We start from the raw sequence: 24,067 nt of genomic DNA, 5'->3' as shown, positions 1-24,067 counted from the left end.
CAGGGCTGGGCCCGGCCGTGGTCAGCAGGCGAACAGTTCCTCGACCCCGCGCAGCCGGGTCCGCAGCAGGCCGGCGGCCCGGGCGGAGTCGAGGCGTACCTCGACCGGGCGGACCAGGCCGGCAGCCACCGTGGTGGTGGTCCGCAGCCCGGCCGGGTCGACGCCGAGCCGGCCGGCCAGCAGCCGCCCGATGTCGGCGCGGCTGACCTCGTCCGGGCCGGCCACGTTGAGCGGGCCGGCCAGTTCGGTCGGCAGCAGCTCCAGCACCGCCGCGGCCAGGTCGGCCACGTCGATCGGGCAGCGGATCTCGTCGCTGAACAGCGTGGCCCGGCCGACGAGCGCGTCCCGGCAGCGCGCGATCTGCTTGCTCCCCTCCCCCAGGATCAGCGAGGTCCGCACCAGCAGCGCGCCCGGATCGACCACGCGCACCGCCGTCTCGGCCGCCGCCTTCGCCGCCCCGTACGGATACACCGGCGTCGGCGGCTCATCGTCGGCGTACGGCTCGGGACGCCCGCCGTGCAGCGCGTCGCTGGACAGGTGCACCAGCCGCGCCCCCACCTCGGCCGCGGCGGACGCGACGTGGGCCGCCCCGTCGGCGGTGACCGCCCAGTCGTCGAAGCGGTACGGGGTGCTGACCACCGCGTCGGGGCGTACCCCGGTCAGCAGCGCGCGCACCGCGGCGCGGTCGGTGACGTCGAGCCGGTGCGGCGCGACGCCGGGCACCGCGACGACGGCCGAGTGGTACGTGCCGGCCACCCGGTGCCCGGCACCGACCGCCTGCCGGCACACCTCGGCGCCGAGAAAGCCGCTGGCGCCCACCACGAGCAGGTTCATCCGTCCCCCTGATGATCGAAAAGGCCCGCGTCATCATGACGCGGGCCTTTCGACGGAGCCGGATCAGGTTGGGTCTGCCACCGGGGCGGCCGGGCCGGCGGTGCCGGCGTGCGGGCCGGTCGGCGCCTTCGGCTTGGCGTCGATGCCGGCCTCGGCCCGCTGCTGGGCGGTGATCGGCGTGGGCGCGCCAGTCAGCGGGTCGAAGCCACCCCGGGTCTTCGGGAACGCGATGACCTCGCGGATCGAGTCCGCGCCGGCCAGCAGCATGCAGACCCGGTCCCAACCGAACGCGATGCCGCCGTGCGGCGGGGCGCCGTACTTGAACGCCTCCAGCAGGAAGCCGAACTTGTCCCGCGCCTCCTCGGGCGTGATGCCGAGCAGGTCGAACACCCGCTGCTGCACGTCGCCGCGGTGGATACGGATCGAGCCGCCGCCGATCTCGTTGCCGTTGCAGACGATGTCGTACGCGTAGGCCAGCGCCCGGTCCGGCGCCTCCTCGAACCGGTCCACCCACTCGGCGTTCGGCGAGGTGAACGGGTGGTGCACGGCCGTCCAGTTCCCCTCGTCGGTCTTCTCGAACATCGGCGCGTCGACCACCCAGCAGAACGCCCAGGCGCTCTCGTCGACCAGCCCGGCCCGCTTGGCGATCTCGATCCGGGCCGCGCCGAGCAACTCCTGCGCCTCCCGGGTGTTGGTGCTCGCGGCGAAGAAGATCGCGTCGCCGGGCTTCGCGCCGACCGCGTCGGCCAGGCCGGCCAGGTGCGCCTCGGACAGGTTCTTCGCCACCGGCCCGCGCGCCTCGCCGGTCTCCGCGTCGAGCACCACGTACGCGAGGCCGCGCGCGCCGCGCGCCTTGGCCCAGTCCTGCCAGCCGTCCAGCTCCTTGCGGGTCTGGCTCGCCCCGCCCGGCATCACCACCGCGCCGACGTAGCCGCCCGCGTCGATCGCGCCGGCGAACACCCGGAACTCGGTGCCGCGCAGGTAGTCGGTCAGCTCGGTCAGCTCGACGCCGTAGCGCAGGTCGGGCTTGTCCGAGCCGTACCGGGACATCGCGTCGTGCCAGGTGATCCGCGGGATCGGCCGGGAGATCTCGTGGCCGGCCAGGTCGGACCAGAGCGCCGTGACGATCGCCTCGCCGAGGTCGATCACGTCGTCCTCGGTGACGAAGGACATCTCGATGTCGAGCTGGGTGAACTCCGGCTGCCGGTCGGCGCGGAAGTCCTCGTCCCGGTAGCAGCGGGCGATCTGGTAGTAGCGCTCCATGCCGCCGACCATCAGCAGCTGCTTGAACAGCTGCGGCGACTGCGGCAGCGCGTACCAGCTGCCCGGCTGGAGCCGGACGGGCACCAGGAAGTCGCGGGCGCCCTCCGGGGTGGAACGGGTCAGCGTCGGCGTCTCGATCTCCAGGAAGTCCCGCTCGTGCAGCACCGTGCGGGCGAGCTGGCTGGCCCGGGACCGCAGCCGCAGGGCCTTGGCCGGGCCGCTGCGCCGCAGGTCCAGGTAGCGGTACTTGAGCCGGATGTCGTCGCCGGCCTCGACCTGGTCGTCCACGGGCAGCGGCAGCGGCGCGGCCTCGGAGAGCACCTCCAGCTCGGTCGCGGTCACCTCCACCTCGCCGGTCGGCAGGTCCGGGTTCTCGTTGCCCTCCGGGCGGCGGGTCACCTCGCCGGTGACCTTCACGCAGAACTCGTTGCGCAGCGCGTGCGCGTCCTCCTCGCGGAAGACCACCTGCACCACACCGGAGGCGTCGCGCAGGTCGACGAAGATGACGCCGCCGTGGTCGCGCCGGCGGGCCACCCACCCGGCGAGCGTCACCGTCGAGCCGGCGTCCGCGGCGCGCAGGCTTCCGGCATTGTGGGTACGGATCACGGCTGGCGTCTCCTCATCGCTGTACGGGCTGCCCCCGCATTCTGTCAGCTCGGCGGAGCACGCCCCGCGCCACCCGGTAACCCGGTCGCGGCCGGTCGGGGTGGCTCGATCGCGGGCGGGCGGGCGGCCGGCCTCACTCGTCGGGAATGTCCCAGGCGGTCACCCGGACGGTCGCCGCCCCGTCGTTGGCCACGCCCATCACCTCGAGGAGGATCATGCGCCAGGGCTCGCCGTGCGCGCGGGCGTTGCCGTAGTCGGTGGTCACGCAGATCGCCGTGCCCTTGCGGACCGGGATCGCCGCCCCGGTGGCGATCGGCGCGGTACGGATCTTGTCGCCGCACGCCGGCGGCAGCATGCCGGCACTGGCGTCCTCGCTCCCATCGACCCCGTCCTGAAGGGTGAAGTATGAGGGAGTGTTGCCGCAGCCCATGGTGAACTTGATCTCCGCGCCGGTGCTCTCGTTCATCACCCGGGGCTCGTCCAGATCCGCGTACATCCGATTGTTGCAGGGCACCTTGAAGGTGAGCGGCTGCTTGTCGTACCTGGGCCGGTAGACGGTCCGCTCGTCGAGCGGCGGCGCCTCGCCCGGCGAGCGGGGCACGTCCTCGGTCGGGGTCTCGCCCGTGGCGGTGGGCGCGGCGGCCGTCGGCGCGTCGCTGGCCGGCGCGCTCGCCGCCGAGGTGCCGGCGGCGGGTCGGAGGGCGATGTCCTTCGCGTCGTGCGCCTGGTCGATGGCCCGCCAGGCGAAGATCGTCGAACCCAGCGCGAGCAGGAGGGCCAGCCCGGCGACGCCCAGGGCGAGCACGGCCAGGCCCCGCCCACCCGGCCGCGGCGCCGCGGCGGGCCGGCCGGGCAGACCGGTGCCCGGCGGCGTGGTGCCTGGCGGCGGGGGGCCCAGCGGGGCGGCCGGCGGCCCGGCGCCGGGCGGGGTAGCGCCGGCGGCGGGGGGCCGACTCGCGCCCGGCAGGGTCGGCGGGGTGTCCTGCGGCTCGCGGGAATCGCTCATGAAGTGTTCTCCTGAACAGGCGACGGTCGGACGAACTGCGGTTATCCCAGGATCGACGGGCGGGCGCTATCGCCTACCGGACAGCACGGCGGCGCGGAGTCGATTGTGGATCGACGTGATGATAGAAACACGGCGCAATCGCGTCGACCACACACACCGGGGAGAGACGTGGGGACCGTCGACAAGGAGCAGCCCACCGCGGACCGTCGCGCCGGGGGCGGTGAGGGCCCGCGCTGGCTGGTGTGGACCGTCGCGGTCGCCACCGTCCTCGGTGCGCTCTTCGCCGGTGGCGCCCTGATCCGCGACATCCGCAACTGGACATGGACCGGTGCGGATGACGGAACGTCCCCGAGCGGGCCCGCCGCCGCGGCCGGCTCCGCGCCGGCCCCGCAAACGAGCGCCGCGGCCGGTCCCACGCCCTCGCCGGCCAGCGGCTCGGGTGGGGTGCACGTGGACAGCCTGCCGATGCAGGCCGGCGCCGGCAACATCGTGGCGCTGCCCCGGCCGCTGAAGGACCAGCCCGGTCTCGGCCGGGCGATCGCCGTCGGCTGCCCGGAGAACACCGCCCACGACAAGCAGCGCGAGGTCACCTACGAGCTGCGCCGCCGCTATCAGGATCTGACGCTCACCGTCCAGGCGTACTCGCCGGACGACCCGCAGGCACCCGTCCGGGTGACGGTGAACGTCGCCGTCCGCCGGACCGACGGGACGATCGACCGGCTGGCGCGCGGCAGCGTGGACGCCCGGCAGGGCACGCCGGGGCAGCTCACGGCGGATGTGGCGGGCGCCGACGACCTCACCCTGCGGGTGGAGTGTCAGTCGCCGACCTCGATCGCGGTGCTCGCCGACGCCCGGATAACGCCAGCCTGACCCGCGCCGCCGCGACGGCGGATACCGTGGCCGGATGCGTGCCGTACCGAGCTGGGCGGTCGCCGTCGCCGCGGCCGCGCCCGTGCTGCTGATGACAGGTTGGACGGTGGCCGGCGCCCGGCAGCCACCCGGGTACGACCCGATCCGGGACACCATCAGCGAGCTGGCCGCGCCGGGCGCCACCGACTCGTGGATCATGAGCGGCTGCCTGGTCCTGTTGGGCTGCTGCTACCTGGGCACCGCACTGGTGCTGCACGCCGCCGGGCTGCCCAGCCGGTTCCTGCTGGCCGTCGGCGGGGTGGCCACCATCGCGCTGATCGCCGTCCCCCGGCCGCAGGTGGGCGGCTCGCCCGCGCACGGCACGGTGGCCACCGTGGCGGTGCTCGCCCTGTCGCTCTGGCCGGCCGGGTCGGCACTGCGGTTGCCCCGGAGCGTCCGGCGGGACGTGGCCGCGGCGCCGGCCGGTACCCCGCCGTGGGCGTTCCGCCGGCCGGTGGCGCTGGCCGTGACCGCGCTGCTGCTGGCCCTCTTCGGCTGGTTCGTGGTGGAGGTGACCGGCGGCTCCCGTACCGGCCTGGCCGAGCGGGTGGCCGCCCTCGCGGTGGCCTGCTGGCCGCTGGTCGCGGTCGGCTCCGCGCGCCGGGCGCACCGGGGGCGCACCGCGGCCGGACCGACGGGCGGGGACCGGCCGCGGGCCGGGCCGGGCCTCCCCCGATCCGCTGGTTGACCACGTCGGCGGGCGGGCCGGGTGCGGGCCGGTCCGCCGATCCGCTGGTCGACCGCGTCGGCGGGTGGGCCGGGCCGGTCCGGCGATCCGCTGGTTGACCGCCTCGGCGGGCGGGCCGGGTGCGGGCCGACGATGACGGTGCGCGGCCGGCAGGTGGCCGGGACGCGGAACGGGCCGCCGGTCAGCCGGCGGCCCGCTCTGGTGCGGTCGATCAGTAGACGCTGACGCCGTAGACGCTCAGCGGCTCGGTGACCGGCTGGAAGTAGGTGGTGCCGCCGGAGGAGCAGTTGCCGCTGCCGCCGGAGGTGAGGCCCAGGGCGGTGCTGCCGGCGAAGAGCGAGCCGCCGCTGTCGCCGCCCTCGGCGCAGACGTTCGTCCGGATCAGGCCGGAGACGCTGCCCTCGGCGTAGTTCACCGTCGCGCCGGTGGCCGAGACGCTGCCGCTGTGCACGCCGGTGGTGCTGCCGGAGCGGCGCACCGACTGGCCGACGTACGCGTTGCCCGCGCCGGTGATGTCCTGGTAGCTGCCGTTGTAGAGGTAGACGTTGCCCGGCTGGGTGGTGGTCTGGTTGCTGTACCGCACGATGCCGTAGTCGTTGCCCGGGAAGCTGGTGCCGGCCCGGCTGCCCAGCACCGTGGTCTGGCTGGAGTTGGAGTACCAGGTCGAGCCCAGGTTCGTGCAGTGCCCGGCGGTGAGGAAGTACTTCACGCCGGAGCTGTTGCGGACGTTGAAGCCGAGCGAGCAGCGGTAGCCACCGGTGTAGATGGCCTGGCCGCCGGAGATGCGGGTGGTGAGCACGCCGGGCTCGGCCTCGACCCGGACCGTGCCGCCGGTGCGGGCGGCGGCGGCCTTGACCCGCTCGAGCTTGGCGCCGGTGACGGTGCTGTCGACGGAGACGACCACCTGGTTGGTGGCGGGGTCGGTCCACCAGGCGGTGCCGGGGATCTTGGCGGACCGCTCCAGCTCGGCGGTGGCGGAGCGGAGCTTGTCGGCGCCCCGGGTGACCAGCTTCGGGGTGGCGCCGGCGGCGCGCACCTGCCGGGCGGCCGCGGCGTCGGTCACCGCGACGACCATCTTGCCGCTGGCGTCGGCGTACGCGCCGGCGGCCCGGTCGCCGAGGGTGGCGGCGAGGGCGGCGGCGGTGTCCGGGGAGGCGGGTGAGGCGGGGGCCGCCTGGGCGGGTGCGCCGAGCAGTGCGCCGGTGACCAGGGTGCCGGTCAGGGCGAGCGCGGCGGCGCGGCGGAGTGAGGACCTCGTGGGTCGCATGTAACAACCTCCGAAAGGGGGTGACGGGCGCTGTCATGCGTACGCGCCCGGGGACAACCCGGCCGACCTGGGGAAACGGCCGAGTGACCAAAGTATTCATAGATTTAAGATCATAAGCAAGACTCGCTTTGCCCGAATTCGCCCGGCCGCCGCCGGCAACCCGGTCGCAACATTGTGGACACAGATGGCCATCGATACGATCCGGCGCAGCACAGCCCCTCGGCACCCGCGATCCGGAGGCCACCATGACCCTCGTCCGCCGCGCGCTGGCCACCCTCGCCGGCGCCACCGCCCTCGTCCTGCTCGCGTCCGGCCCCGCCCTGGCCGCCGCCGGCCCCCCGCCCACCTCGATGGCCAGCCTGGGCGACTCCATCACCCGCGGGTTCAACGCCTGCGGCTGGTACTCCGACTGCACCTCCCGGTCGTTCAGCACCGGCGACTACGCCAGCGTGAACAGCCACTACCTGCGCATCCGCGCGGTCGAACCGGCCATCCAGGGCCGCAACCACAACGACGCCAAGACCGGGGCGAAGTCCGCCGACATGTACGGCCAGGCGGGCAGCGCGGTCAGCCAGGGCGTCCAGTACGTCACCATGCTCATCGGGGCCAACGACGCCTGCACCGGCTCGGAGTCGAGCATGACCCCGGTGACCACGTTCCGCGCCAACATCGACAGCGCGCTCAACCGGCTCCGGGCCGGCCTGCCCGACGCCCGGGTCGCCGTGCTCAGCATCCCCGACATCCAGCGCCTCTGGTCCGTGGGCAAGGGCAGCGGCAGCGCGCGTACCGCCTGGTCGCTGTTCGGCATCTGCCAGTCGATGCTGGCCAACCCGACCTCGACCAGCCAGGCCGACGTCGACCGGCGGGCCCGGGTCCGGCAGCGGGTGGTGGACTACAACACCCAACTGGCCCAGGCGTGCGCGGCGTACGGCCCGAACTGCGACTTCGACGACAACGCCGTGTTCAACTACCCGTTCAGCCTCAACCAGGTCTCCAGCTGGGACTACTTCCACCCGAACACCAGCGGGCAGGCGGTGCTCGCCAGCATCTCGTACGCCGCCGGCTTCGGCTGGTAGCCCTCGCCCCACCCGGCGCGCGACCGTACCGCTCCCGCGCCGGGTGGCGCCTCGGCCCCGCCCCGCGCGGGCGCGGGTCAGACGCGCGGGCGCGCCCCCGGGCCCGGCCGGGGCAGCACGTCGCGCGGCTCGGTCACCTCGTGTCCCTCGGCGCAGCGCAGCGTGACCCGGACCTCCGCGCCGCAGTCGCGGTGGGCCACCGCCAGCGGCGAGCCGTCCGGGTCGGCCAGGTAACGGTCACCCCAGCCCAGCACCGCCACCAGCACCGGCCAGAGGTCGAGCCCCATGGCGGTGAGCCGGTACTCGTGCCGCACCCGGCTGCCCGGTTCCCGGTAGGGCTCCCGGCGCAGCACCCCCTGCTCCACCAGCTTGGCGAGCCGGTTGGTGAGCACCTGCCGGGGGATCCCGGTGCGGACCCGCATGTCGTCGAAGCGGCGTACGCCGTTGAAGACCTCGCGGAGCACCACCAGGGTCCAGCGCTCGCCGAGGATCTCCATGGCGCGCCCGATGGTGCAGTTCTCCACCGACCAGTCCAGTGCCGCGGGTCTCATGCCGACCAGGCTAGGTCTGATTGACAGACTCAGCAACGCGCTGCGAGGCTGCGTCCATGACACAGACGCAGCAGCGCAGCCGCACCTTCACCTGGTCGGACCCGGCCGCCGGGGCCGCCCACATCGGCCGCCGCAGCGGCCTGGAATTGTTGCGCGCCATGATCGCCGGCGAACTCGCCGCACCCCCGATCATGCATCTGATCGACATGGCCCGAATGGAGGCGGACGAGGGTCGGGTCGCCGTCGAACTGGTGCCGCAGGAGTTTCACTACAACCCGCTCGGCACGGTGCACGGCGGGGTCATCTCCACCCTGCTGGACACCGCCGCCGCCTGCGCGGTGCACACCACCCTGCCGGCCGGCGTCGGCTACACCTCGCTGGACCTGAACGTGAAGTTCCTCCGTCCGGTCACCGTCGCCAGCGGCACCCTGCGCTGCGAGGGCACCGTCATCCAACGCGGTCGCCGTACCGCGCTGGCCGAGGCCCGCCTGACCGACACCCAGTCCCGCCTCATCGCCCACGCCACCTCCACCTGCCTCCTCCTCCCCCTCCCCTAACCCCTCCACCCCCACCCGCCCCCGCCCCGGCCCCCTTCCGCGATCATGGAGTTGTGGCGCCTGAGAAGTCGGCAATGTCCCCTTTGTTCACCACCACAACTCCTTGATCGACGCGCACCAAGGAGGGGCGGGAGAGGGCGGGGAGGGGCGGCGGGGGCGGGAGGACGGGGCGGGTAAGGGCGGGGCGGGGAGGGGCCGCGGTTAGGGGCGGGCGGGGAGGGGCCGCGGTTAGGGGCGGGTGGCTAGGCGGGCGGCGCGGGCGGCGCGCTTGTCCTCGAAGCGGGTGGCCTGGGTGTCCAGGGTGTCGAGGTGGGCGGCGATCTGGTCGCGGGCCGTCTCGCCGTCGGCGTCCAGGCCGGTCACCTCGAAGATGTTCCACTGGCGCAGCACCGGGACGACCACCTCGTCGCGGTGCTGGCGCAGGTCGTAGATGCCGGCCAGGGCGATGGCCACCGACTTGCGGGCGAAGCCGTCGATGCCGACGCCCGGCATCTGGAAGTCGGCCAGCACGTCGGCGACCGCGCGCATGGCCTGGGACGGGGCCAGGTCGAAGGCCGCGCCGAGCAGGTTGCGGTAGAAGACCATGTGCAGGTTCTCGTCGGCGGCCACCCGGGCCAGCAGCGCCTCGCACGCCGGGTCGCCGGTGGCCCGGCCGGTGTTGCGGTGCGAGATGCGGGTGGCCAGTTCCTGGAACGAGACGTACGCCAGCGAGTGCAGCACCTCGTCGTCGTGGACGTTGACGTAGCCCGCCGACATGTGGGTCATCCGGGCCCGCTCGAGGGCCACCGGGTCGACCGCCCGGGTCACCGTCAGGTAGTCCCGGATGGCGGTGCCGTGCCGCCCCTCCTCGGCCGTCCACCGGTGCACCCAGGTGCCCCACGCGCCGTCGCGGCCGAAGAGGGTGGCGATCTCGTGGTGGTACGAGGGCAGGTTGTCCTCGGTGAGCAGGTTGACGATCAGCGCGGTCCGGGCCACGTCGGGGATGGTCGAGTCGCCCTCGGTCCAGGGTTCGCCGCCGAGCGGCCCGTCGAAGGTCCGCCCCTCGCTCCACGGCACGTACTCGTGCGGGAACCACTCCTTGGCGAGGGACAGGTGCCGGTCGAGGTTCTTCTCGACCACGGGTTCGAGCTCGTGGAGCAGGGCGGTCTGGCTGAGCACGGTCACGGCGATCTCCCTACGGTGGCGTAACTTACGCCACCGTAGGTCCAATCGTCGTCAGGCGCCAGCGGCGGCCGGTCCCACCAGCGGCTTCAGGTCCGCCCGGGGTGGCGTCCACTCCCCCGCCGCCGCGGCCACCTGCGCACCGGAGCGGATGTCCTTCACCTCGTCGCCCTCGGCGCCGGGGAACCAGACGTACGGGATGCCGCGCCGCTCGGCGTACCGGATCTGCTTGCCGAACTTGGCCGCGCTCGGCGAGACCTCGGTCGGGATGCCCCGTGAACGCAGCGCCTCGGCCACCCGGTTGCTGGCCGCCCGCTCCTCCTCGGCGGTCACCGCGACCAGCACACAGGTCGGCACGTCCCGGGAGACCGACAGCGCGCCCGCGCCGAAGAGCAGGCCGAGCAGCCGGGTCACCCCGATGGAGATGCCCACCCCGGGGAAGCGGACGTTGCCGGAGCTGGCGAGGTTGTCGTACCGGCCGCCGGAGCAGACCGAGCCGAACCGCTCGTACCCGATCATCTGCGTCTCGTAGACGGTGCCGGTGTAGTAGTCCAGGCCGCGGGCGATGCGCAGGTCGGCGACGCAGAGCCCGGGCGCGTGCGCGGCGGCGGTCTCGACCACCGCGACCAGCTCGGCGATGCCCTCGTCGAGCAGCGGGTCGGTCACCCCCAGGGCACGCACCGCGTCGGCGAAGGAGGCGTCCGGCGCGGAGATCTCGGCCAGCGCCAGCACCGCCTTGGCTTGCGCCTCGCTCGCCCCGGCGGTCTCCGCCAGCAGCTCGGCCACCTTCGCCGGGCCGATCTTGTCGAGCTTGTCGACCGCGCGCAGCGCCGCCTCCGGCTCGGTGAGCCCGACGCCCCGGTAGAAGCCCTCGCAGATCTTGCGGTTGTTGACCTGGATGCGGACCGGCGGGATCGGCAGCGAGCGCAGCGCGTCGCCGATGACCAGCGGCATCTCCGCCTCGTAGTGCGCCGGCAGGGTGTCCCGGTCGACGATGTCGATGTCGGCCTGGAGGAACTCCCGGTAGCGGCCCTCCTGCGGGCGCTCGCCCCGCCACACCTTCTGGATCTGGTAGCGGCGGAACGGGAACTGGAGCTTGCCGGCGTTCTCCAGCACGTACCGGGCGAACGGCACGGTCAGGTCGAAGTGCAGCCCGAGGGAGTCGTCGCCGGCCGGACCGTCGCTGTCGGCCTGGAGCCGGCGCAGCAGGTAGACCTCCTTCGAGGTCTCCCCCTTGCGCAGCAGCTGGTCGAGGGGCTCGACCGAGCGGGTTTCGAGCGGGGCGAAGCCGTACAGCTCGAAGGTGGCGCGGATCCGGTCGAGCACGAACTGCTCGATCATCCGCTGGGCGGGCGTCCACTCCGGGAAGCCGGAGATGGGCGTGGGCTTGCTCATGGCGTACTCCTTGATCCCGCGCGGTCCGCGCGGGGACGTCGTGGGCGCGGCGGCTACAGGCCGCCGGTGGGCGCGGCCGGGCGCGCGTCGCCGGACTCCGCCACCTCGATGAGGTACGGGTTGCTCGCGCGCTCGCGGCCGATGGTGGTCGCGGGGCCGTGGCCGGGCAGGACGACGGTGTCGTCGGCCAGCGGGAGGACCTTCTCCCGGAGGCTGGACAGCATGCGGGGCAGGCTGCCGCCCGGCAGGTCGGTGCGGCCGATCGAGCCGGCGAAGAGCACGTCACCGGAGAGGCAGATCTGCTCGGCCTCCCAGGGCGAGCCGGCGCCGGGCATCCGGAACAGCACCGACCCGCCGGTATGGCCGGGGGCGTGGTCGACGGTGATCTCCAACCCGGCGAGGCGGAGCGTGGCGCCGTCGGTCAGCTCGGCCACGTCCTCCGGCTCGGCGTAGGGCAGCCGGCCGCCGAAGAGCTGGGTCAGGTCCATCGAGAGCGCCTTGCTCGGGTCGGCGAGCAACTCCCGGTCGTCCGGGTGGACGTACGCGGGGATGCCGCGGGCGCCGCAGACCGGCGCGACGGAGAAGGTGTGGTCCAGGTGGCCGTGGGTGAGCAGCACGGCGGCCGGGTGCAGGCGGTGCTCGGCGAGGACGGCGTCGAGCCGGTCGAGCACCCCGATGCCGGGGTCGACCACCACGCACTGCTCCCCCGGCGCCGTCGCCACCACGTAGCAGTTGGTGCCGAAGGCGTCCGCGGGAAAGCCGGCAACCAGCACGTCCGCTCCCCTCTCCGTCCGCTCGTCGTCCTCCCCGCAGCCTAGTCGCACCGGCCACCCGGTTTCGCCGGCCCACCGGTCCCGGTGGCCCCAGCCGGCACAGTGACACCGCCCGATAAACCGGGGCCGTACCTCGTACACCACTTTCCCAGTCGGTACCCGTACACTCTGGCGGGCGTGTGGCGTGGCGCACCTGCGCACCGCCGGGCGGACACCGCCCGGACGCCGGCGAGGACCAGGGCAGAGGAAGGGGAGCACGGGTGGCTTCCAGCAGGGACCGGCAGCGCAAACTGGCGCGGGCGAAGCTCGACCGGCAGCTCGCCCGGCGGGCCGCCGCGGCGAAGCGCCGCCGGCAGATCCAGGCCGGCGTGGGCGCCGCGGTGGTGCTCGCGCTGATCGTGCTCGGCTCGGCCTGGGCGCTCGGCGCGTTCGACTCGAAGCCGGCCCAGAAGGCCGCCGAGGACGTCTGCCTCTGGACCCCCCAGGACGGCGGCGCCAACGCCAACCTCAAGGACGTCGGCCGGCCGGGCACCACCGGCCTGCCCACCTCCGGCACCCGCCCGATGACGGTCACCACCAACCAGGGCGCCCCGATCACCGCCGAGCTCGACCTCGCCTCCGCCCCGTGCGCCGCGGCGAGCATCGCCCACCTCGCCGGCCGGTCGTTCTACGACAACACCACCTGCCACGAGATCACCACCGAGGGGGCGCTGCGCTGCGGCGACCCGAGCGGCACCGGCATCGGCGGCCCGACGTACTCGTTCTACGACGAGAACGTGCCGACCCCGGCGCCGAGCCCGTCGGCCTCGGGGGCGCCCGCGCCGGCGCCGGCGTACCCGAAGGGCACGGTCGCCATGATCGCGAACCCGCCGGGGGCGAACGGCAGCCAGTTCCTGCTCTTCTTCAAGGACTTCAACCCGGCGGAGCCGAAGTACCCGGTGATCGGCAAGATCACCGGCGGCCTCGACGTGCTGGCGAAGATCGGGGCGCTGCCGACCGTGGACAATGGCAGCGGTGCCAAGGTCAAGCCAAAGACGGACGTGGTGATCCAGAGCCTCACCGTCGGCGAGGTGCAGAACGCCCCGGCCGCCACCAGCGCGCCCTCGGCCAGCCCCAGCGCCGGCTGACCCGGCCCGACCCGACCCCTGAGCAGCAGCGGCAGCGCCGCACCCGAGAAACACCGGAGGAGTGACCGTGACGTCCACGAGAGAGCGGCAGCGCGCGGCGGCGCGGGCCCGACTCGAGCGGGAGATGGCCGAGCGGGCCACCCGGGCCCGCAAGCGCCGGCAGACGCAGGCGATCGTCGGGGCCGCGGCCGTGCTGGTGCTCGTGGTCGCCGGCACCGTCTGGCTGGCCACCTCGCTCGGCGGCGACGACGACAAGAAGCAGAACGCCGCGACCACGGCCGGCTTCTCCCAGTGCGTCTACACCGAGGTCCCCGCCGAGGCCCGCTCCAAGCAGGTCAAGGACGTCGGCCTGCCGGACAACCAGCAGAGCAACAAGGGCACCCAGACGATGACCATCGACACCAACCTGGGCCCGATCACCGCGAAGCTGGACCGCAGCAAGGTGCCCTGCACCGCCGGCAGCTTCGCCCACCTGGCCAGCAAGGGCTTCTTCGACAACACCAAGTGCCACCGCCTGGTCACCTCGGGCATCAAGGTGCTCCAGTGCGGCGACCCGAGCGCCACCGGCAAGGGCTGGCGGCAGAGCGACGGCACCGGCGGGCCGAGCTACACCCTGGCCGAGGAGAACCTCCCCACCGACCAGCGGCCGCCGTACCCGGAGGGCGTCATCGCGATGGCCAACTCCGGCCAGCCCGGCAGCACCGGCAGCCAGTTCTTCATCGTCTACGGCGACTCCCCGCTCGACCCCAACTACACCGTCCTGGGCACCATCACCGGTGGCATGGACGTGGTGAAGCAGGTGGCGGCGGCCGGTGACGACGGCGCCTTCGCCCAGCAGGCCGGCGGCGGTCACCCGAAGAAGGAGATCGTCATCAACAAGCTGACGATGAGCGACATCCAGGGCGGCTGACCCGCCCGTCACGCGAAAGCGCCCGCCGGCCTCAGCCGGCGGGCGCTTTTCCGTGTGCCCGATCAGGCGCCGGAGGTGACCCGGTAGGCGTCGAACACCCCGTCGACCTTGCGCACCGCGGCCAGCAGGTGCCCGAGGTGCTTCGGGTCGGCCATCTCGAAGCTGAACCGGCTCACCGCCACCCGGTCCCGGGTGGTGGTGACCGTCGCGGAGAGGATGTTGACCCGCTCGTCGGAGAGCACCCGGGTGACGTCGGCGAGCAGCTTGTGCCGGTCCAGCGCCTCGACCTGGATGGCGACCAGGAAGGTGGAGGCCGAGGTCAGCTTCCAGCTCACCTCGACCACCCGCTCGCTCTGGGCCCGCAGGTCCTCGGCGTTGGCGCAGTCGTCCCGGTGCACGCTCACCCCGCCGGAGCGGGTGACGAAGCCGAAGACGGCGTCCGGCGGCACCGGCGTGCAGCAGCGGGCCAGCTTGATCCAGACGTCGCTGACGCCCCGGACGACGACGCCCGGGTCGCTGCTGCTCTGCCGGCTGCGCGGCGGCCGGGTGGCGACGGCGGTCTCGGCGATGTCCTCCGCCGCGCCCTCCTCGCCGCCGTACGCGGCCATCAGCTTCTGCACCACCGACTGGGCCGAGACCTGGCTGTCGCCGACCGCCGCGTAGAGCGAGGCGACGTCGGCCAGGTGCAGGTCCCGGGCGATCGCCATCAGCGCGTCCGAGGTGAGCATCCGCTGCAGCGGCATGCCCTGCTTGCGCATCGCCTTGACGATCGAGTCCTTGCCGGCCTCGATCGCCTCCTCGCGCCGCTCCTTGTTGAAGTACTGCCGGATCTTGGTGCGGGCGCGCGGGCTCTTGACGAAACCCAGCCAGTCCTGCGTCGGGCCGGCCGTGTCGGACTTCGAGGTGAAGATCTCGATCACGTCGCCGTTGGACAGCGTCGACTCCAGCGGCACCAGCTTGCCGTTGACCCGGGCCCCGATGCACTTGTGCCCGACCTCGGTGTGCACCGCGTACGCGAAGTCCACCGGCGTCGACCCGGTCGGCAGCGGGATGACGTCACCCTTCGGGGTGAAGACGTACACCTCCTGGCTGGACAGGTCGAACCGCAGCGCGTCGAGGAACTCGCTCGGGTCGGCCGCCTCCCGCTGCCAGTCCAGCAGTTGGCGCAGCCAGGTCATCTCGTCGATGTGCGCCGGCGGGCCGACCACCGGGGTGCCCTTGTGCTCCTTGTACTTCCAGTGCGCGGCGATGCCGAACTCGGCGGTGCGGTGCATCGCGTAGGTGCGGATCTGCATCTCCACCGGCTTGCCGGTGGGCCCGATGACCGTCGTGTGCAACGACTGGTACATGTTGAACTTGGGCATCGCGATGTAGTCCTTGAACCGGCCCGGCACCGGCTGCCAGTTGGCGTGGATCACGCCCAGCGCCGCGTAGCAGTCCCGCACCGTGTCGACCAAGATCCGCACCCCGACCAGGTCGTAGATGTCGTTGAAGTCACGCCCCCGCACGATCATCTTCTGGTAGATCGAGTAGAGGTGCTTCGGCCGGCCGGTCGTCTCCGCCTTGATCTTGGCGGCCTTGAGGTCGGTGGACACCTTCTGCGTCACCTGCCGCAGCAGCGCCTCGCGCTGCGGCTGGTGCTCGCCGATCAGCCGGTTGATCTCCTCGAACCGCTTCGGGAACAGGGTGCCGAAGGCCAGATCCTCCAGCTCCCACTTGATGGTGTTCATACCGAGGCGGTGCGCCAGCGGGGCCAGGATCTCCAGCGTCTCCTTGGCCTTCTGCTCCTGCTTGGGCCGGGGCAGGAAGGTCAGCGTACGCATGTTGTGCAGCCGGTCAGCCAGCTTGATCACCAGGACCCGGGGGTCCTTGGCCATCGCCACGACCATCTTGCGGATGGTCTCGGCCTTGGCCGCGTCGCCGAGCTTGACCTTGTCCAGCTTGGTGACGCCGTCGACCAGCAGGGCCACCTCGCCGCCGAAGTCGGCGCGCATCGCGTCAAGCGTGTATTCGGTGTCCTCGATGGTGTCGTGCAGCAGCGCCGCGACCAGGGTGGTGGTGTCCATGCCCAGGTTGCCCAGGATGGTGGCGACCGCGAGCGGGTGGGTGATGTAGGGGTCACCGGACTTGCGGTACTGACCCGAGTGCCAGCGCGCGGCCGTGTCGAAGGCGCGCTGCAGCAGCCGGGCGTCGGCCTTGGGGTGGTTCTCCCGGTGGGTCGCGATCAGCGGCTCCAGCACCTCGCTGACCTGCGAGGTCTGCCAGGGCGCGTTGAACCGGGCCAGGCGGGCACGCACCCGCCGACCGGTCGGCGCGTTGGACAGGGCGAAACCACCGCCGGGCGAGGTGTCCGCCGGGGCGTCGGCCGGGAACGGCACCACGACCGCCCCGCCGTCCGCCGTGGCGTCGGACCCACTGCCGGAACCGCCCGTCACCCGGGCCGGCGGGTTGCCGTTGCGCTCGGTCACCGAGCCGTCCGCGTCGCCTGTCGGGTGCACCGCGCCCTCCACCGGAGGGACGACATCGTGGGACACCGGCCTCCTCACCGCTCGCCGGGGATGCGCCGGCCGTGCGGCCGACGTCCTGTTCAACCAGCCCGGGGGCCGGCGTTGTTCCGCGCCGACCGCCCCCGGTCGACGTGGCTCGCGTCCGGCCACCGGGGGACCTCACGGTCCCGGCGACCGCGCGCCGCGCCGGCCGTCCGGCCGGTCGTCGCACCGCCGGGCGGTCACCCGCCCGGTCAGCAATGGGCAATGCTACCCGCACGCAGGGTACGTCGCCGCTCCGCCGGACGGACCCCGGTGGGTCCGCCCGACGGGCCGGGACGTCAAACGGTCAGCAGGGCATGGACCGGACGCGGCGCCAGCCGCTCCCGCCCCTTGAGGAAGCCCAACTCCAGCAGCACGGTGAAGCCGGCGACCGTGCCGCCGGCCCGCTCGACCAGGTCGAGGGTGGCCTCGGCGGTGCCGCCGGTGGCGAGCACGTCGTCGACCACGAGCACCCGGCGGCCGGCGGTGAAGGCGTCCTGGTGCACCTCCAGCGTCGCCTCGCCGTATTCCAGCGCGTAGGAGGCCGAGTGGGTGGCCCGGGGCAGCTTGCCGGCCTTGCGCACCGGCACCACGCCGACCCCGGTGGCGTACGCGATGGCCGCAGCCAGCACGAAGCCGCGCGCCTCGATGCCGGCCACCGTGTCGAACGAGTCACGCCCGTGGTACGCGACGATCCCGTCGATCACCTCGCGGAAGACCCGGCCGTCGGCGAAGAGCGGCATCAGGTCCTTGAACATGACCCCCGGCTTCGGGAAGTCGGGCACGTCCAGCACCCGGCTGGCGACCAGCCGGGCGACCTCCGGGCCGCTGTCTCCCCGTACCCCGCTGGTGTGCGTCTCCGTCACGGTACGTCCCATGTCCCTTCGAACGACGACGGCGTCCGTCATGCTGCTCGCACAGCATGGCGGACGCCGTCCGGTCGGTTCCTACCGGGTCGCCCCGGTCCGGCTCAGCGGCGCTTCGCGCCGCCCGGCCGGTTGCCCCCGCCGCCGGTGGGGCGGCCGCCCCGGGCGCCGGTGGGGCGCTTGCCGGCCGGCCGGGCGCCCACCTTCGGGGCGGCGCCGGCCAGGGCCGCCGCCTCCGCGTCGATGGCCTGCTCGGCCGTCGCCGGGGCGCGCGGCGCGCCCTTCGGGGTGAGCTCGCCCCGGGCGATGGCGCTCCGGCGGGCCAGCACCCGCTTGTTGTGCGCGCTGATCCGCGGGTCCTGGTTCTTCAGCAGCACCAGCAGCGGGGTGGCCAGCAGGATCGAGGTCAGGAACGCCACCGCCATACCGACGAAGAGCACCAGACCGAGGTCCTTCAGGGTGCCCGCGCCGAGCAGGCCGGCGCCGATGAAGAGCAGGCCGCCGACCGGGAGCAGGGCGACCACCGAGGTGTTCAGCGACCGCATGAGGCTCTGGTTGAGCGCCAGGTTGGCCGCCTCGCCGTAGGTGGTGTTGTTGCTCGCGGTGATGCCCCGGGTGTTCTCCTGAACCTTGTCGAAGACCACCACCACGTCGTAGAGCGCGAAGCCCAGGATGGTGAGGAAGCCGATGATCGTCGACGGGGTGACCTCGAAACCGACCAGCGAGTAGATGCCGGCGGTGAGCAGCAGGTTGGTGAAGAGCGACGCGATCGCGGCGGCCGCCATCCGCCACTCGAAGCGGAGGATCAGGTAGATCGCCACCACGGCCACGAAGATCAGCAGACCGAGCAGGGCCCGGGAGGTGACCTGGCTGCCCCACGCCTCGGAGACCTGGCTGCCGCTGATCTCGTCGGCCTGGATGCCGAACGACTGCGCCATCTCGGTCTTGACCTCGTTGGCCTGCTCCGCGGTGAGCTGGCCGGTGCGCAGTTCGTAGTACTCGCCGCTGGTGCCGCCGACCTTCTGCGCGGTGACCACCGTGGCGCCGTCGCCCTTGGCCGCGAGCGCCGCGTTGACCTTGTCCTCCGCCTGGTCCAGCGTGCCGACGCTCGCCGGCACCTGGAACGAGTTGCCGCCGGCGAACTCGATACCGAGACTGAAGCCGCGGACCGCGAAGCTGAGCACGGCGATCAGCACCAGCACACCGGCGACGGCGAACCAGAGCTTGCGCCGGCCGACGATGTTGAGATCGGCCTCGCCCCGGTAGAGCCGGGACGCCAGACCACTCTTAGCCATCTCAGGCCTCCTTGACGCGCGGGTTGCGAGCGGTGGCCTGCTCGGCCGACCGGGCCGGCAGGGCGCGGCCCAGACCGCTGACCCGCGGGGACAGGAACGCCCGGGTCCGGGCGAACATCGTCATGATCGGGTGACGGAAGAGGAAGACGACGACCAGGTCGAGGACCGTCGCCAGGCCGAGCGCGAAGGCGAAGCCCTTCACCGCGCCGACCGAGACGATGTAGAGCACCACGGCGGACATCAGGGTGATGGCGTTCGCCGAGATGATCGTCCGGCGGGCCCGGACCCACGCCCGCGGCACCGCGCTGCGCGGGCTGCGTCCCTCGCGGATCTCGTCCTTGAGCCGCTCGAAGTAGATGACGAACGAGTCCGCCGCCACACCGAGTGACACGATCATGCCGGCGATGCCGGCGAGGGTGAGGGTGAAGCCGATCGACCGGCCGAGCACCACCAGCGCGCCGAAGACCAGCAACGCCGAGAGCACCAGGCTCAGGAAGATGACCGAGCCGAGCAGCCGGTAGTAGAAGAACGAGTAGATGATGACCAGCAGCATGCCGATGCCGGCCGCGAGCAGGCCCGCCTTCAGGTGGCTGTCACCCAGCGTCGCGGTGACGTTCTGCTGCTCCTGCGGCTCGAAGGTCACCGGCAGCGCGCCGTAGCGGAGCTGGCTGGCCAGCGCGTTGGCCGACTTGTTGTCGAAACTGCCGGTGATCTGCGAGTCACCGGTCAGCACGCCCTGGATCTCCGGCGAGGAGACGATCTCGTTGTCCAGCACCACGGCGACCCGGCACTTGCCGTCCTGGCCGAGCGCGCTCTGGTCACAGGCCTGGCCCTCGTTGTTGAACGCCTCGCGGGTCAGCGCGGTCCACTTCTCCTGGCCCTTGCCGGTGAAGTTGAGGCTGACCACCCAGGAGCTGGTCTGGTCGAGCACCGCGTTGGCGTCGTCGACGTCGGTGCCCAGCACCTTGGCCTTGTCGAGCAGGTACTTGGCGCCGGACTCGCAGGCCACCGCCTGCTCGTTCTCGTTCTTGATCGAGGCGGCCGGCCGCTTGTCGAGCTGGGCGCAGGTGATGGTCGGGACGTTGAACTGGATCCCGACCGGCAGCACCGCGACCTCCTGCGGGGAGAGCGTGCCGAACGGCTTGAGCTTGTCGGCCAGCGACGGGTCGGTCGCCAGGTCGGCCGGCGCCTGCAGGCCGGAGGCGGCGGCCCAGGCGGCCGCGCCCACCTTCTGCTCGATGGCCTTGCGCTGCTGCTCGATGCTCTGCGGCACCGGCTCGGCGCTGGCGCTCGGGCTCGGCGCGGCGGCGCTCGGCGTGGCCGACGCGGTCGGCGCGGCGGCGCTGGCGCTCGGCGTGGGGGCCATGCCGCCCTGCCCGCCGGCGCTCGGCGACGCGCTGGCCTTGGCGCCCGCGCCGGCGGTCACCTTCGGCGACGCGCTGCCGGACGGCTTCGGGGTGGCGCTGCCGGACGGCTTCGGGGTCGCGCTGCCGGACGGGTTCGGGGTCGCGCTGGCCGACGGGGCCGGCTGGGCGGTCGCGCCGCTGCCGTCGGTGGCCTTGAGCACCTTGCGGAAGCGCAGCTCGGCGGCCTCACCGACGTTCGTCAGGTCCCGGTTCTGACCGGGCAGGGAGATGACGATGTTCCGGTTGCCCTCGGTGACCACCTCGGCCTCGGCCACGCCGTAGGCGTTGACCCGGTTCTCGATGATCTGGCGCGCCTCTTCGAGGTTGGCGGCGGTCGGGGGCTTGCCGTCCACGGTGTTGGTGGCCTCGAGCGTCAGCCGGGTGCCGCCGATGAGGTCCAGGCCGAGCCGGGGCTCCAACCGGTCCTTCCAGCCACCGCTGGCGCCGCCCGAGAAGAACACCAAGAGATAGAGGACGACGAAGATGAGCCCGAGCACGGCCAACTGCCGTCCGGGGCGCATCTGTCCCTGAGGTGGTGCCACGGCTGTCTTGTCTCCCTGTACGGTCGCACCGCTGGGCAGCGGCGACGAAAGGTCGGGCCGGGGGTGTCCGCCCGACTCCTCTGGCGGGTCGGCGTCACCGGCCGGCGCGGCTACCGGACCCGGCGCGGGGGCACCGGGCGGGCACTCGCCTGTCGGCGGCGGACGCCGCCCCAACTATCCACTTGTGTCGACGAATCCGCTGCCCCGTCCGGGGGCCGGCGGCTCACTCCTTGACCGACTCCGCGTCCTCGCTGACCGGCTCGGCGGTCGGCTGCTCGGCACGGGTGGTGACCCGGGCGATCGCGGGGCGCGCGTACCGGGTCTGCACGCCCGGCGCGACCTCCAGCAGGACGCTGTCGTCCTCGACGGCCACGACGGTGCCGTAGAGCCCGCCGATGGTGACCACCTCGTCGCCCGGGCCGAGCTGGGACTGCATCTGCTCGGCCTCGCGGCGCCGCTTCTGCTGCGGGCGGATCATCATGAAGTACATGACCCCGAAGAGCAGGGCGATCATGAGGATCGGCGTCAGACCGCCGGCCCCGCTACCGGTTTGTGCGAGAGGCACAGTTGTTGACCTTCCCATTGGCCTTCGTCCGAGCCCGAGGGCGCCGGAGCGGAGGCGGATTCTCACGTCCTGTACAGACCGCGGCGAAGTCTAGTCCGTGCTCCTGGGAACGCCGAATGCGGCACAGATCACGTTCGCATCACGGCTGATCGGTCTGGGCCGAGAACAGATCGGGCACCGGAGGAGCATCCGCGCCAAATGTACCATTCGGCGGGGTACGCCCCAGGTGGTGCCAGGCCGCCTCGGTGGCGACCCGGCCCCGGGGGGTCCGGGCCAGCAGGCCGGCCCGCACCAGGAACGGCTCGCAGACCTCCTCCACGGTGTCCGGCTGCTCCCCCACCGCCACGGCCAGGGTGGAGAGCCCGACCGGGCCACCCCGGAACGAGTCGACCAGCGCGGAGAGCACCGCCCGGTCCAGCCGGTCCAGCCCGAGGGCGTCGACGTCGTACACGGTGAGCGCGGCCCGGGCGGTCTCCAGGGTGACCACCCCGTCGGCCCGGACCTCGGCGAAGTCGCGCACCCGGCGCAGCAGCCGGTTGGCGATCCGCGGGGTGCCCCGGGACCGGCCGGCGATCTCGGCCGCGCCCTCGCCGGTGATCGGCACCCCGAGGATCCGGGCCGAGCGGTGCAGCAGCGACTCCAGGTCGGCCGGCGCGTAGAAGTCGAGGTGGGCGACGAAACCGAACCGGTCCCGCATCGGGCCGGTCAGCAGACCGGACCGGGTGGTCGCGCCGACCAGGGTGAACGGCTCGACGTCCAGCGGGATGGCGGTGGCGCCCGGACCCTTGCCGACCACCACGTCGACCCGGAAGTCCTCCATGGCGCTGTAGAGCAGCTCCTCGGCCGGCTTGGCGATCCGGTGGATCTCGTCGATGAACAGGACGTCGCCCTCGGTGAGGCTGGTCAGGATCGCGGCCAGGTCGCCGGAGCGCTCGATCGCCGGGCCGCTGGTCACCCGGATCCCCGAGCCCAGCTCGGCGGCCACGATGTTGGCCAACGTCGTCTTCCCGAGGCCAGGCGGCCCGGAGAGGAGGATGTGGTCGGGCGGGGAGCCGCGCCGCATCGCGCCCTTGAGCAGCAGGTCGAGCTGGTCGCGGACGCGGTGCTGGGCGATGAACTCGTCCAGGCGCTTCGGCCGGACGCTGGCCTCCGCGTCCAACTCGCCGTCGCCGACGTACGCCGAGACCAGGTTCTCCCCCGTCATGAGCTGACCTTCATTCGCGACTGCGGGGCTCGCAAACCCGGCGCACTCCTCGCGCTCATCAGGTGACCTTCATTCGCGACTGCGGGGCTCGCAAACCCGGCGCACTCCTCGCGCTCATCAGCTGACCTTCATTCGCGACTGCGGGGCTCGCAAACCCGGCTCACTCCTCGCGCTCATGGGCTGACCTTCATTCGCGACTGCGGGGCTCGCAAACCCGGCTCACTCCTCGCGCTCATCATCGGGTGCGGCCCAGCAGGCGGATGGCCTGCTTGAGCAGGACCGGCACGGGGGGCGTCTCGCCGTCGACGGTCTCCGCGACGGCGGCCACCGCCTGCTCGGCCTGGCCGGCCGTCCAGCCCAGCCCGACCAGCGCCTGGCGGACCTGCTCGGGCCAGGCGCCCACGGTCACCCCGGCGGCGCCGTCCGGCCCGACCGGCACCGGACCGATCCGGTCGCGCAGCTCCAGCACGAGGCGTTCGGCGCCCTTCTTGCCGATGCCGGGCACCCGGGTCAGCGCGGCGGTGTCGGCGTTGGCGATGGCCTTGCGGACCGCGTCCGGGGTGTGCACGGCGAGCACCGCCTGGGCCAGCCGCGGACCCACCCCGCTGGCGGTCTGGAGCAGCTCGAAGAGCTGCTTGGCGTCGTCGTCGGCGAAGCCGTAGAGGGTGAGCGAGTCCTCCCGCACCACCAGGCTGGTGGCGAGCCGCGCGGGCTGGCCGACCCGCAGGTCGGCCAGGGTGGCCGGGGCGCACTGCACGGCGAGGCCGATGCCACCCACCTCCACCACCGCGTGGTCCGGGGCGGTCGCGGTCACCGTGCCGCGCACGCTGGCGATCATCGCAGTCCTCCTCGTCGTGCCCGCTCGGCCGCGGCGGCCAGCTTGGACCGGGTGCCGCCGCGCCAGATGTGGCAGATGGCCAGGGCCAGGGCGTCGGCGGCGTCGGCCGGCCGGGGCGGCTCGGGCAGCCGCAGCAGCCGGGTGACCATCGTGGTCATCTGCGCCTTGTCGGCCTGACCGGAGCCGGTCACCGCCGCCTTGACCTCGCTCGGCGTGTAGGTCTGCACGGGCAGGCCGGCCCGCGCCCCGGCGAGCACGGCGATCCCGCTGGCCTGGGCGGTGCCCATCACGGTGCGGACATTGTGCTGGGTGAAGACCCGCTCGACGGCGACCGCGTCCGGCCGGTGCTCGGCCACCAGGTCGGTGAGCGAACGGTCCAGGTGCAGCAGGCGCAGCGGCAGCTCGTCGGCCGGATCGGTGTAGACGACGTAGTAGGCGACCAGCGTGCAGGGCCGCCCCGGCACGCCCTCGACCACGCCGACCCCGCACCGGGTCAGCCCCGGGTCGACGCCGAGCACCCGCACGCCGCCTCCTCCCCGAGCCACCAGCAGTACGTGTGTTCGACACCCTACTGGTGCCGCCGGACGGCGGTCGGGCGGGACACGCCCACCGGCCCGGGCGGGCCGTAATCCGCCACACACTGAATCGGTCGAGTATGTGTCGCGGCCCCATGTGCCGCCGACCACCCAGCTCGTAGCTT

22 protein-coding genes are annotated in these 24,067 nt (G+C 73.0%); 6 read left to right on the top strand and 16 right to left on the bottom strand.

Translation table 11 applies throughout. The annotated features are described in order from the left end of the window. Positions 1-21: 21 nt before the first annotated feature. The 3 genes from ACIBPB_RS18960 to ACIBPB_RS18950 all read right to left on the bottom strand — a co-directional run bounded on the left by ACIBPB_RS18960 (position 22) and on the right by ACIBPB_RS18950 (position 3,709). On the bottom strand, positions 22-834 hold the full coding sequence (locus ACIBPB_RS18960; RefSeq protein ID WP_396840869.1) for an SDR family oxidoreductase: 813 nt from the start codon (positions 832-834) through the stop codon (positions 22-24). A gap of 63 nt (positions 835-897) precedes the next feature. After that, positions 898-2,703, bottom strand: coding sequence for an aspartate--tRNA ligase (gene aspS / locus ACIBPB_RS18955; protein WP_396840868.1), 1,806 nt, complete (start codon positions 2,701-2,703; stop codon positions 898-900). Positions 2,704-2,836: 133 nt separating this feature from the next. After that, positions 2,837-3,709: a hypothetical protein gene (locus tag ACIBPB_RS18950; protein ID WP_396840867.1), complete on the bottom strand. Its 873-nt coding sequence runs from the start codon at positions 3,707-3,709 to the stop codon at positions 2,837-2,839. Positions 3,710-3,877: 168 nt separating this feature from the next. Between ACIBPB_RS18950 and ACIBPB_RS18945 the strand changes: the two genes are divergently transcribed. Both ACIBPB_RS18945 and ACIBPB_RS18940 read left to right on the top strand, forming a co-directional pair. After that, entirely contained in the window at positions 3,878-4,579 is a 702-nt protein-coding gene (locus ACIBPB_RS18945) for a hypothetical protein (RefSeq protein WP_396840866.1), read from the top strand. Between the two features lie 34 nt (positions 4,580-4,613). After that, positions 4,614-5,306, top strand: a complete 693-nt coding sequence (locus tag ACIBPB_RS18940) for a DUF998 domain-containing protein (RefSeq protein WP_396840865.1) — start codon at positions 4,614-4,616, stop codon at positions 5,304-5,306. A 211-nt stretch (positions 5,307-5,517) separates the two neighbouring features. On the opposite strand, the gene ACIBPB_RS18935 is transcribed toward ACIBPB_RS18940, so the two are convergent. Continuing rightward, positions 5,518-6,573 (bottom strand): S1 family peptidase, encoded by a 1,056-nt coding sequence (locus tag ACIBPB_RS18935; protein ID WP_396840864.1) that lies wholly within the window; start codon positions 6,571-6,573, stop codon positions 5,518-5,520. 245 nt (positions 6,574-6,818) lie between these two features. Between ACIBPB_RS18935 and ACIBPB_RS18930 the strand changes: the two genes are divergently transcribed. Continuing rightward, positions 6,819-7,649: an SGNH/GDSL hydrolase family protein gene (locus tag ACIBPB_RS18930; RefSeq protein WP_396840863.1), complete on the top strand. Its 831-nt coding sequence runs from the start codon at positions 6,819-6,821 to the stop codon at positions 7,647-7,649. Positions 7,650-7,726: 77 nt separating this feature from the next. Here ACIBPB_RS18930 and ACIBPB_RS18925 read toward each other — a convergent pair whose 3' ends face one another. After that, positions 7,727-8,200: a winged helix-turn-helix transcriptional regulator gene (locus ACIBPB_RS18925; RefSeq protein ID WP_396840862.1), complete on the bottom strand. Its 474-nt coding sequence runs from the start codon at positions 8,198-8,200 to the stop codon at positions 7,727-7,729. A gap of 56 nt (positions 8,201-8,256) precedes the next feature. On the opposite strand from ACIBPB_RS18925, the gene ACIBPB_RS18920 reads away from it, so the two are divergent. Further along, positions 8,257-8,757 (top strand): PaaI family thioesterase, encoded by a 501-nt coding sequence (locus ACIBPB_RS18920; RefSeq protein ID WP_396840861.1) that lies wholly within the window; start codon positions 8,257-8,259, stop codon positions 8,755-8,757. A 228-nt stretch (positions 8,758-8,985) separates the two neighbouring features. Here the strand turns inward: ACIBPB_RS18920 and ACIBPB_RS18915 are convergent, their stop codons facing one another. The 3 genes from ACIBPB_RS18915 to ACIBPB_RS18905 are packed head-to-tail and all read right to left on the bottom strand — an operon-like array spanning position 8,986 to position 12,086. Continuing rightward, positions 8,986-9,921 (bottom strand): acyl-ACP desaturase, encoded by a 936-nt coding sequence (locus ACIBPB_RS18915; RefSeq protein WP_396840860.1) that lies wholly within the window; start codon positions 9,919-9,921, stop codon positions 8,986-8,988. Between the two features lie 51 nt (positions 9,922-9,972). Continuing rightward, entirely contained in the window at positions 9,973-11,313 is a 1,341-nt protein-coding gene (gene hisS, locus ACIBPB_RS18910; protein WP_357323664.1) for a histidine--tRNA ligase, read from the bottom strand. Between the two features lie 53 nt (positions 11,314-11,366). Continuing rightward, the gene (locus ACIBPB_RS18905) at positions 11,367-12,086 is read right to left on the bottom strand and encodes an MBL fold metallo-hydrolase (protein ID WP_396840859.1); all 720 of its coding nucleotides are present in this window, start codon (positions 12,084-12,086) and stop codon (positions 11,367-11,369) included. A 260-nt stretch (positions 12,087-12,346) separates the two neighbouring features. Between ACIBPB_RS18905 and ACIBPB_RS18900 the strand changes: the two genes are divergently transcribed. After that, positions 12,347-13,213, top strand: a complete 867-nt coding sequence (locus ACIBPB_RS18900; protein ID WP_396840858.1) for a peptidylprolyl isomerase — start codon at positions 12,347-12,349, stop codon at positions 13,211-13,213. Positions 13,214-13,280: 67 nt separating this feature from the next. Further along, entirely contained in the window at positions 13,281-14,123 is an 843-nt protein-coding gene (locus ACIBPB_RS18895) for a peptidylprolyl isomerase (protein ID WP_396840857.1), read from the top strand. Between the two features lie 62 nt (positions 14,124-14,185). Here ACIBPB_RS18895 and ACIBPB_RS18890 read toward each other — a convergent pair whose 3' ends face one another. The 8 genes from ACIBPB_RS18890 to ruvC all read right to left on the bottom strand — a co-directional run bounded on the left by ACIBPB_RS18890 (position 14,186) and on the right by ruvC (position 23,891). Beyond that, positions 14,186-16,657, bottom strand: a complete 2,472-nt coding sequence (locus ACIBPB_RS18890; protein WP_396840856.1) for a RelA/SpoT family protein — start codon at positions 16,655-16,657, stop codon at positions 14,186-14,188. A 293-nt stretch (positions 16,658-16,950) separates the two neighbouring features. Next, positions 16,951-17,517, bottom strand: coding sequence for an adenine phosphoribosyltransferase (locus tag ACIBPB_RS18885; protein ID WP_357323652.1), 567 nt, complete (start codon positions 17,515-17,517; stop codon positions 16,951-16,953). 104 nt (positions 17,518-17,621) lie between these two features. Then, a complete protein-coding gene (secF, locus tag ACIBPB_RS18880) occupies positions 17,622-18,812 on the bottom strand; it encodes a protein translocase subunit SecF (protein WP_396840855.1) in 1,191 nt (396 codons plus the stop codon). A 1-nt stretch (position 18,813) separates the two neighbouring features. Next, positions 18,814-20,760, bottom strand: a complete 1,947-nt coding sequence (gene secD / locus ACIBPB_RS18875) for a protein translocase subunit SecD (protein WP_396840854.1) — start codon at positions 20,758-20,760, stop codon at positions 18,814-18,816. 223 nt (positions 20,761-20,983) lie between these two features. Beyond that, positions 20,984-21,325, bottom strand: coding sequence for a preprotein translocase subunit YajC (yajC, locus tag ACIBPB_RS18870; RefSeq protein WP_396840853.1), 342 nt, complete (start codon positions 21,323-21,325; stop codon positions 20,984-20,986). Positions 21,326-21,464: 139 nt separating this feature from the next. Next, a complete protein-coding gene (ruvB, locus tag ACIBPB_RS18865; protein WP_396840852.1) occupies positions 21,465-22,529 on the bottom strand; it encodes a Holliday junction branch migration DNA helicase RuvB in 1,065 nt (354 codons plus the stop codon). 235 nt (positions 22,530-22,764) lie between these two features. Then, positions 22,765-23,367 (bottom strand): Holliday junction branch migration protein RuvA, encoded by a 603-nt coding sequence (ruvA, locus tag ACIBPB_RS18860; protein ID WP_396840851.1) that lies wholly within the window; start codon positions 23,365-23,367, stop codon positions 22,765-22,767. Beyond that, positions 23,364-23,891 (bottom strand): crossover junction endodeoxyribonuclease RuvC, encoded by a 528-nt coding sequence (gene ruvC / locus ACIBPB_RS18855; protein WP_046566065.1) that lies wholly within the window; start codon positions 23,889-23,891, stop codon positions 23,364-23,366. Before ruvC ends, ruvA begins: the two co-directional genes overlap by 4 nt. Positions 23,892-24,067 lie beyond the last annotated feature (176 nt).

This window comes from Micromonospora sp. NPDC049836, from assembly GCF_044465125.1.
Lineage (GTDB): Bacteria > Actinomycetota > Actinomycetes > Mycobacteriales > Micromonosporaceae > Micromonospora.
The sequence above is the reverse complement of the archived record's forward strand: the minus strand, read 5'-3'. Positions and strand labels throughout refer to the sequence as shown.

Bases quoted from the DNA above. Each gene is read 5' to 3' on its own strand.
- ACIBPB_RS18940 (WP_396840865.1), top strand. From the start codon at position 4,614: ATGCGTGCCGTACCGAGCTGGGCGGTCGCCGTCGCCGCGGCCGCGCCC.
- ruvA (WP_396840851.1), bottom strand. From the start codon at position 23,367: ATGATCGCCAGCGTGCGCGGCACGGTGACCGCGACCGCCCCGGACCAC.
- ruvB (WP_396840852.1), bottom strand. From the start codon at position 22,529: ATGACGGGGGAGAACCTGGTCTCGGCGTACGTCGGCGACGGCGAGTTG.
- secF (WP_396840855.1), bottom strand. From the start codon at position 18,812: ATGGCTAAGAGTGGTCTGGCGTCCCGGCTCTACCGGGGCGAGGCCGAT.
- ACIBPB_RS18920 (WP_396840861.1), top strand. From the start codon at position 8,257: ATGACACAGACGCAGCAGCGCAGCCGCACCTTCACCTGGTCGGACCCG.
- ACIBPB_RS18925 (WP_396840862.1), bottom strand. From the start codon at position 8,200: ATGAGACCCGCGGCACTGGACTGGTCGGTGGAGAACTGCACCATCGGG.
- hisS (WP_357323664.1), bottom strand. From the start codon at position 11,313: ATGAGCAAGCCCACGCCCATCTCCGGCTTCCCGGAGTGGACGCCCGCC.
- ACIBPB_RS18935 (WP_396840864.1), bottom strand. From the start codon at position 6,573: ATGCGACCCACGAGGTCCTCACTCCGCCGCGCCGCCGCGCTCGCCCTG.
- ACIBPB_RS18930 (WP_396840863.1), top strand. From the start codon at position 6,819: ATGACCCTCGTCCGCCGCGCGCTGGCCACCCTCGCCGGCGCCACCGCC.
- ACIBPB_RS18960 (WP_396840869.1), bottom strand. From the start codon at position 834: ATGAACCTGCTCGTGGTGGGCGCCAGCGGCTTTCTCGGCGCCGAGGTG.
- ACIBPB_RS18950 (WP_396840867.1), bottom strand. From the start codon at position 3,709: ATGAGCGATTCCCGCGAGCCGCAGGACACCCCGCCGACCCTGCCGGGC.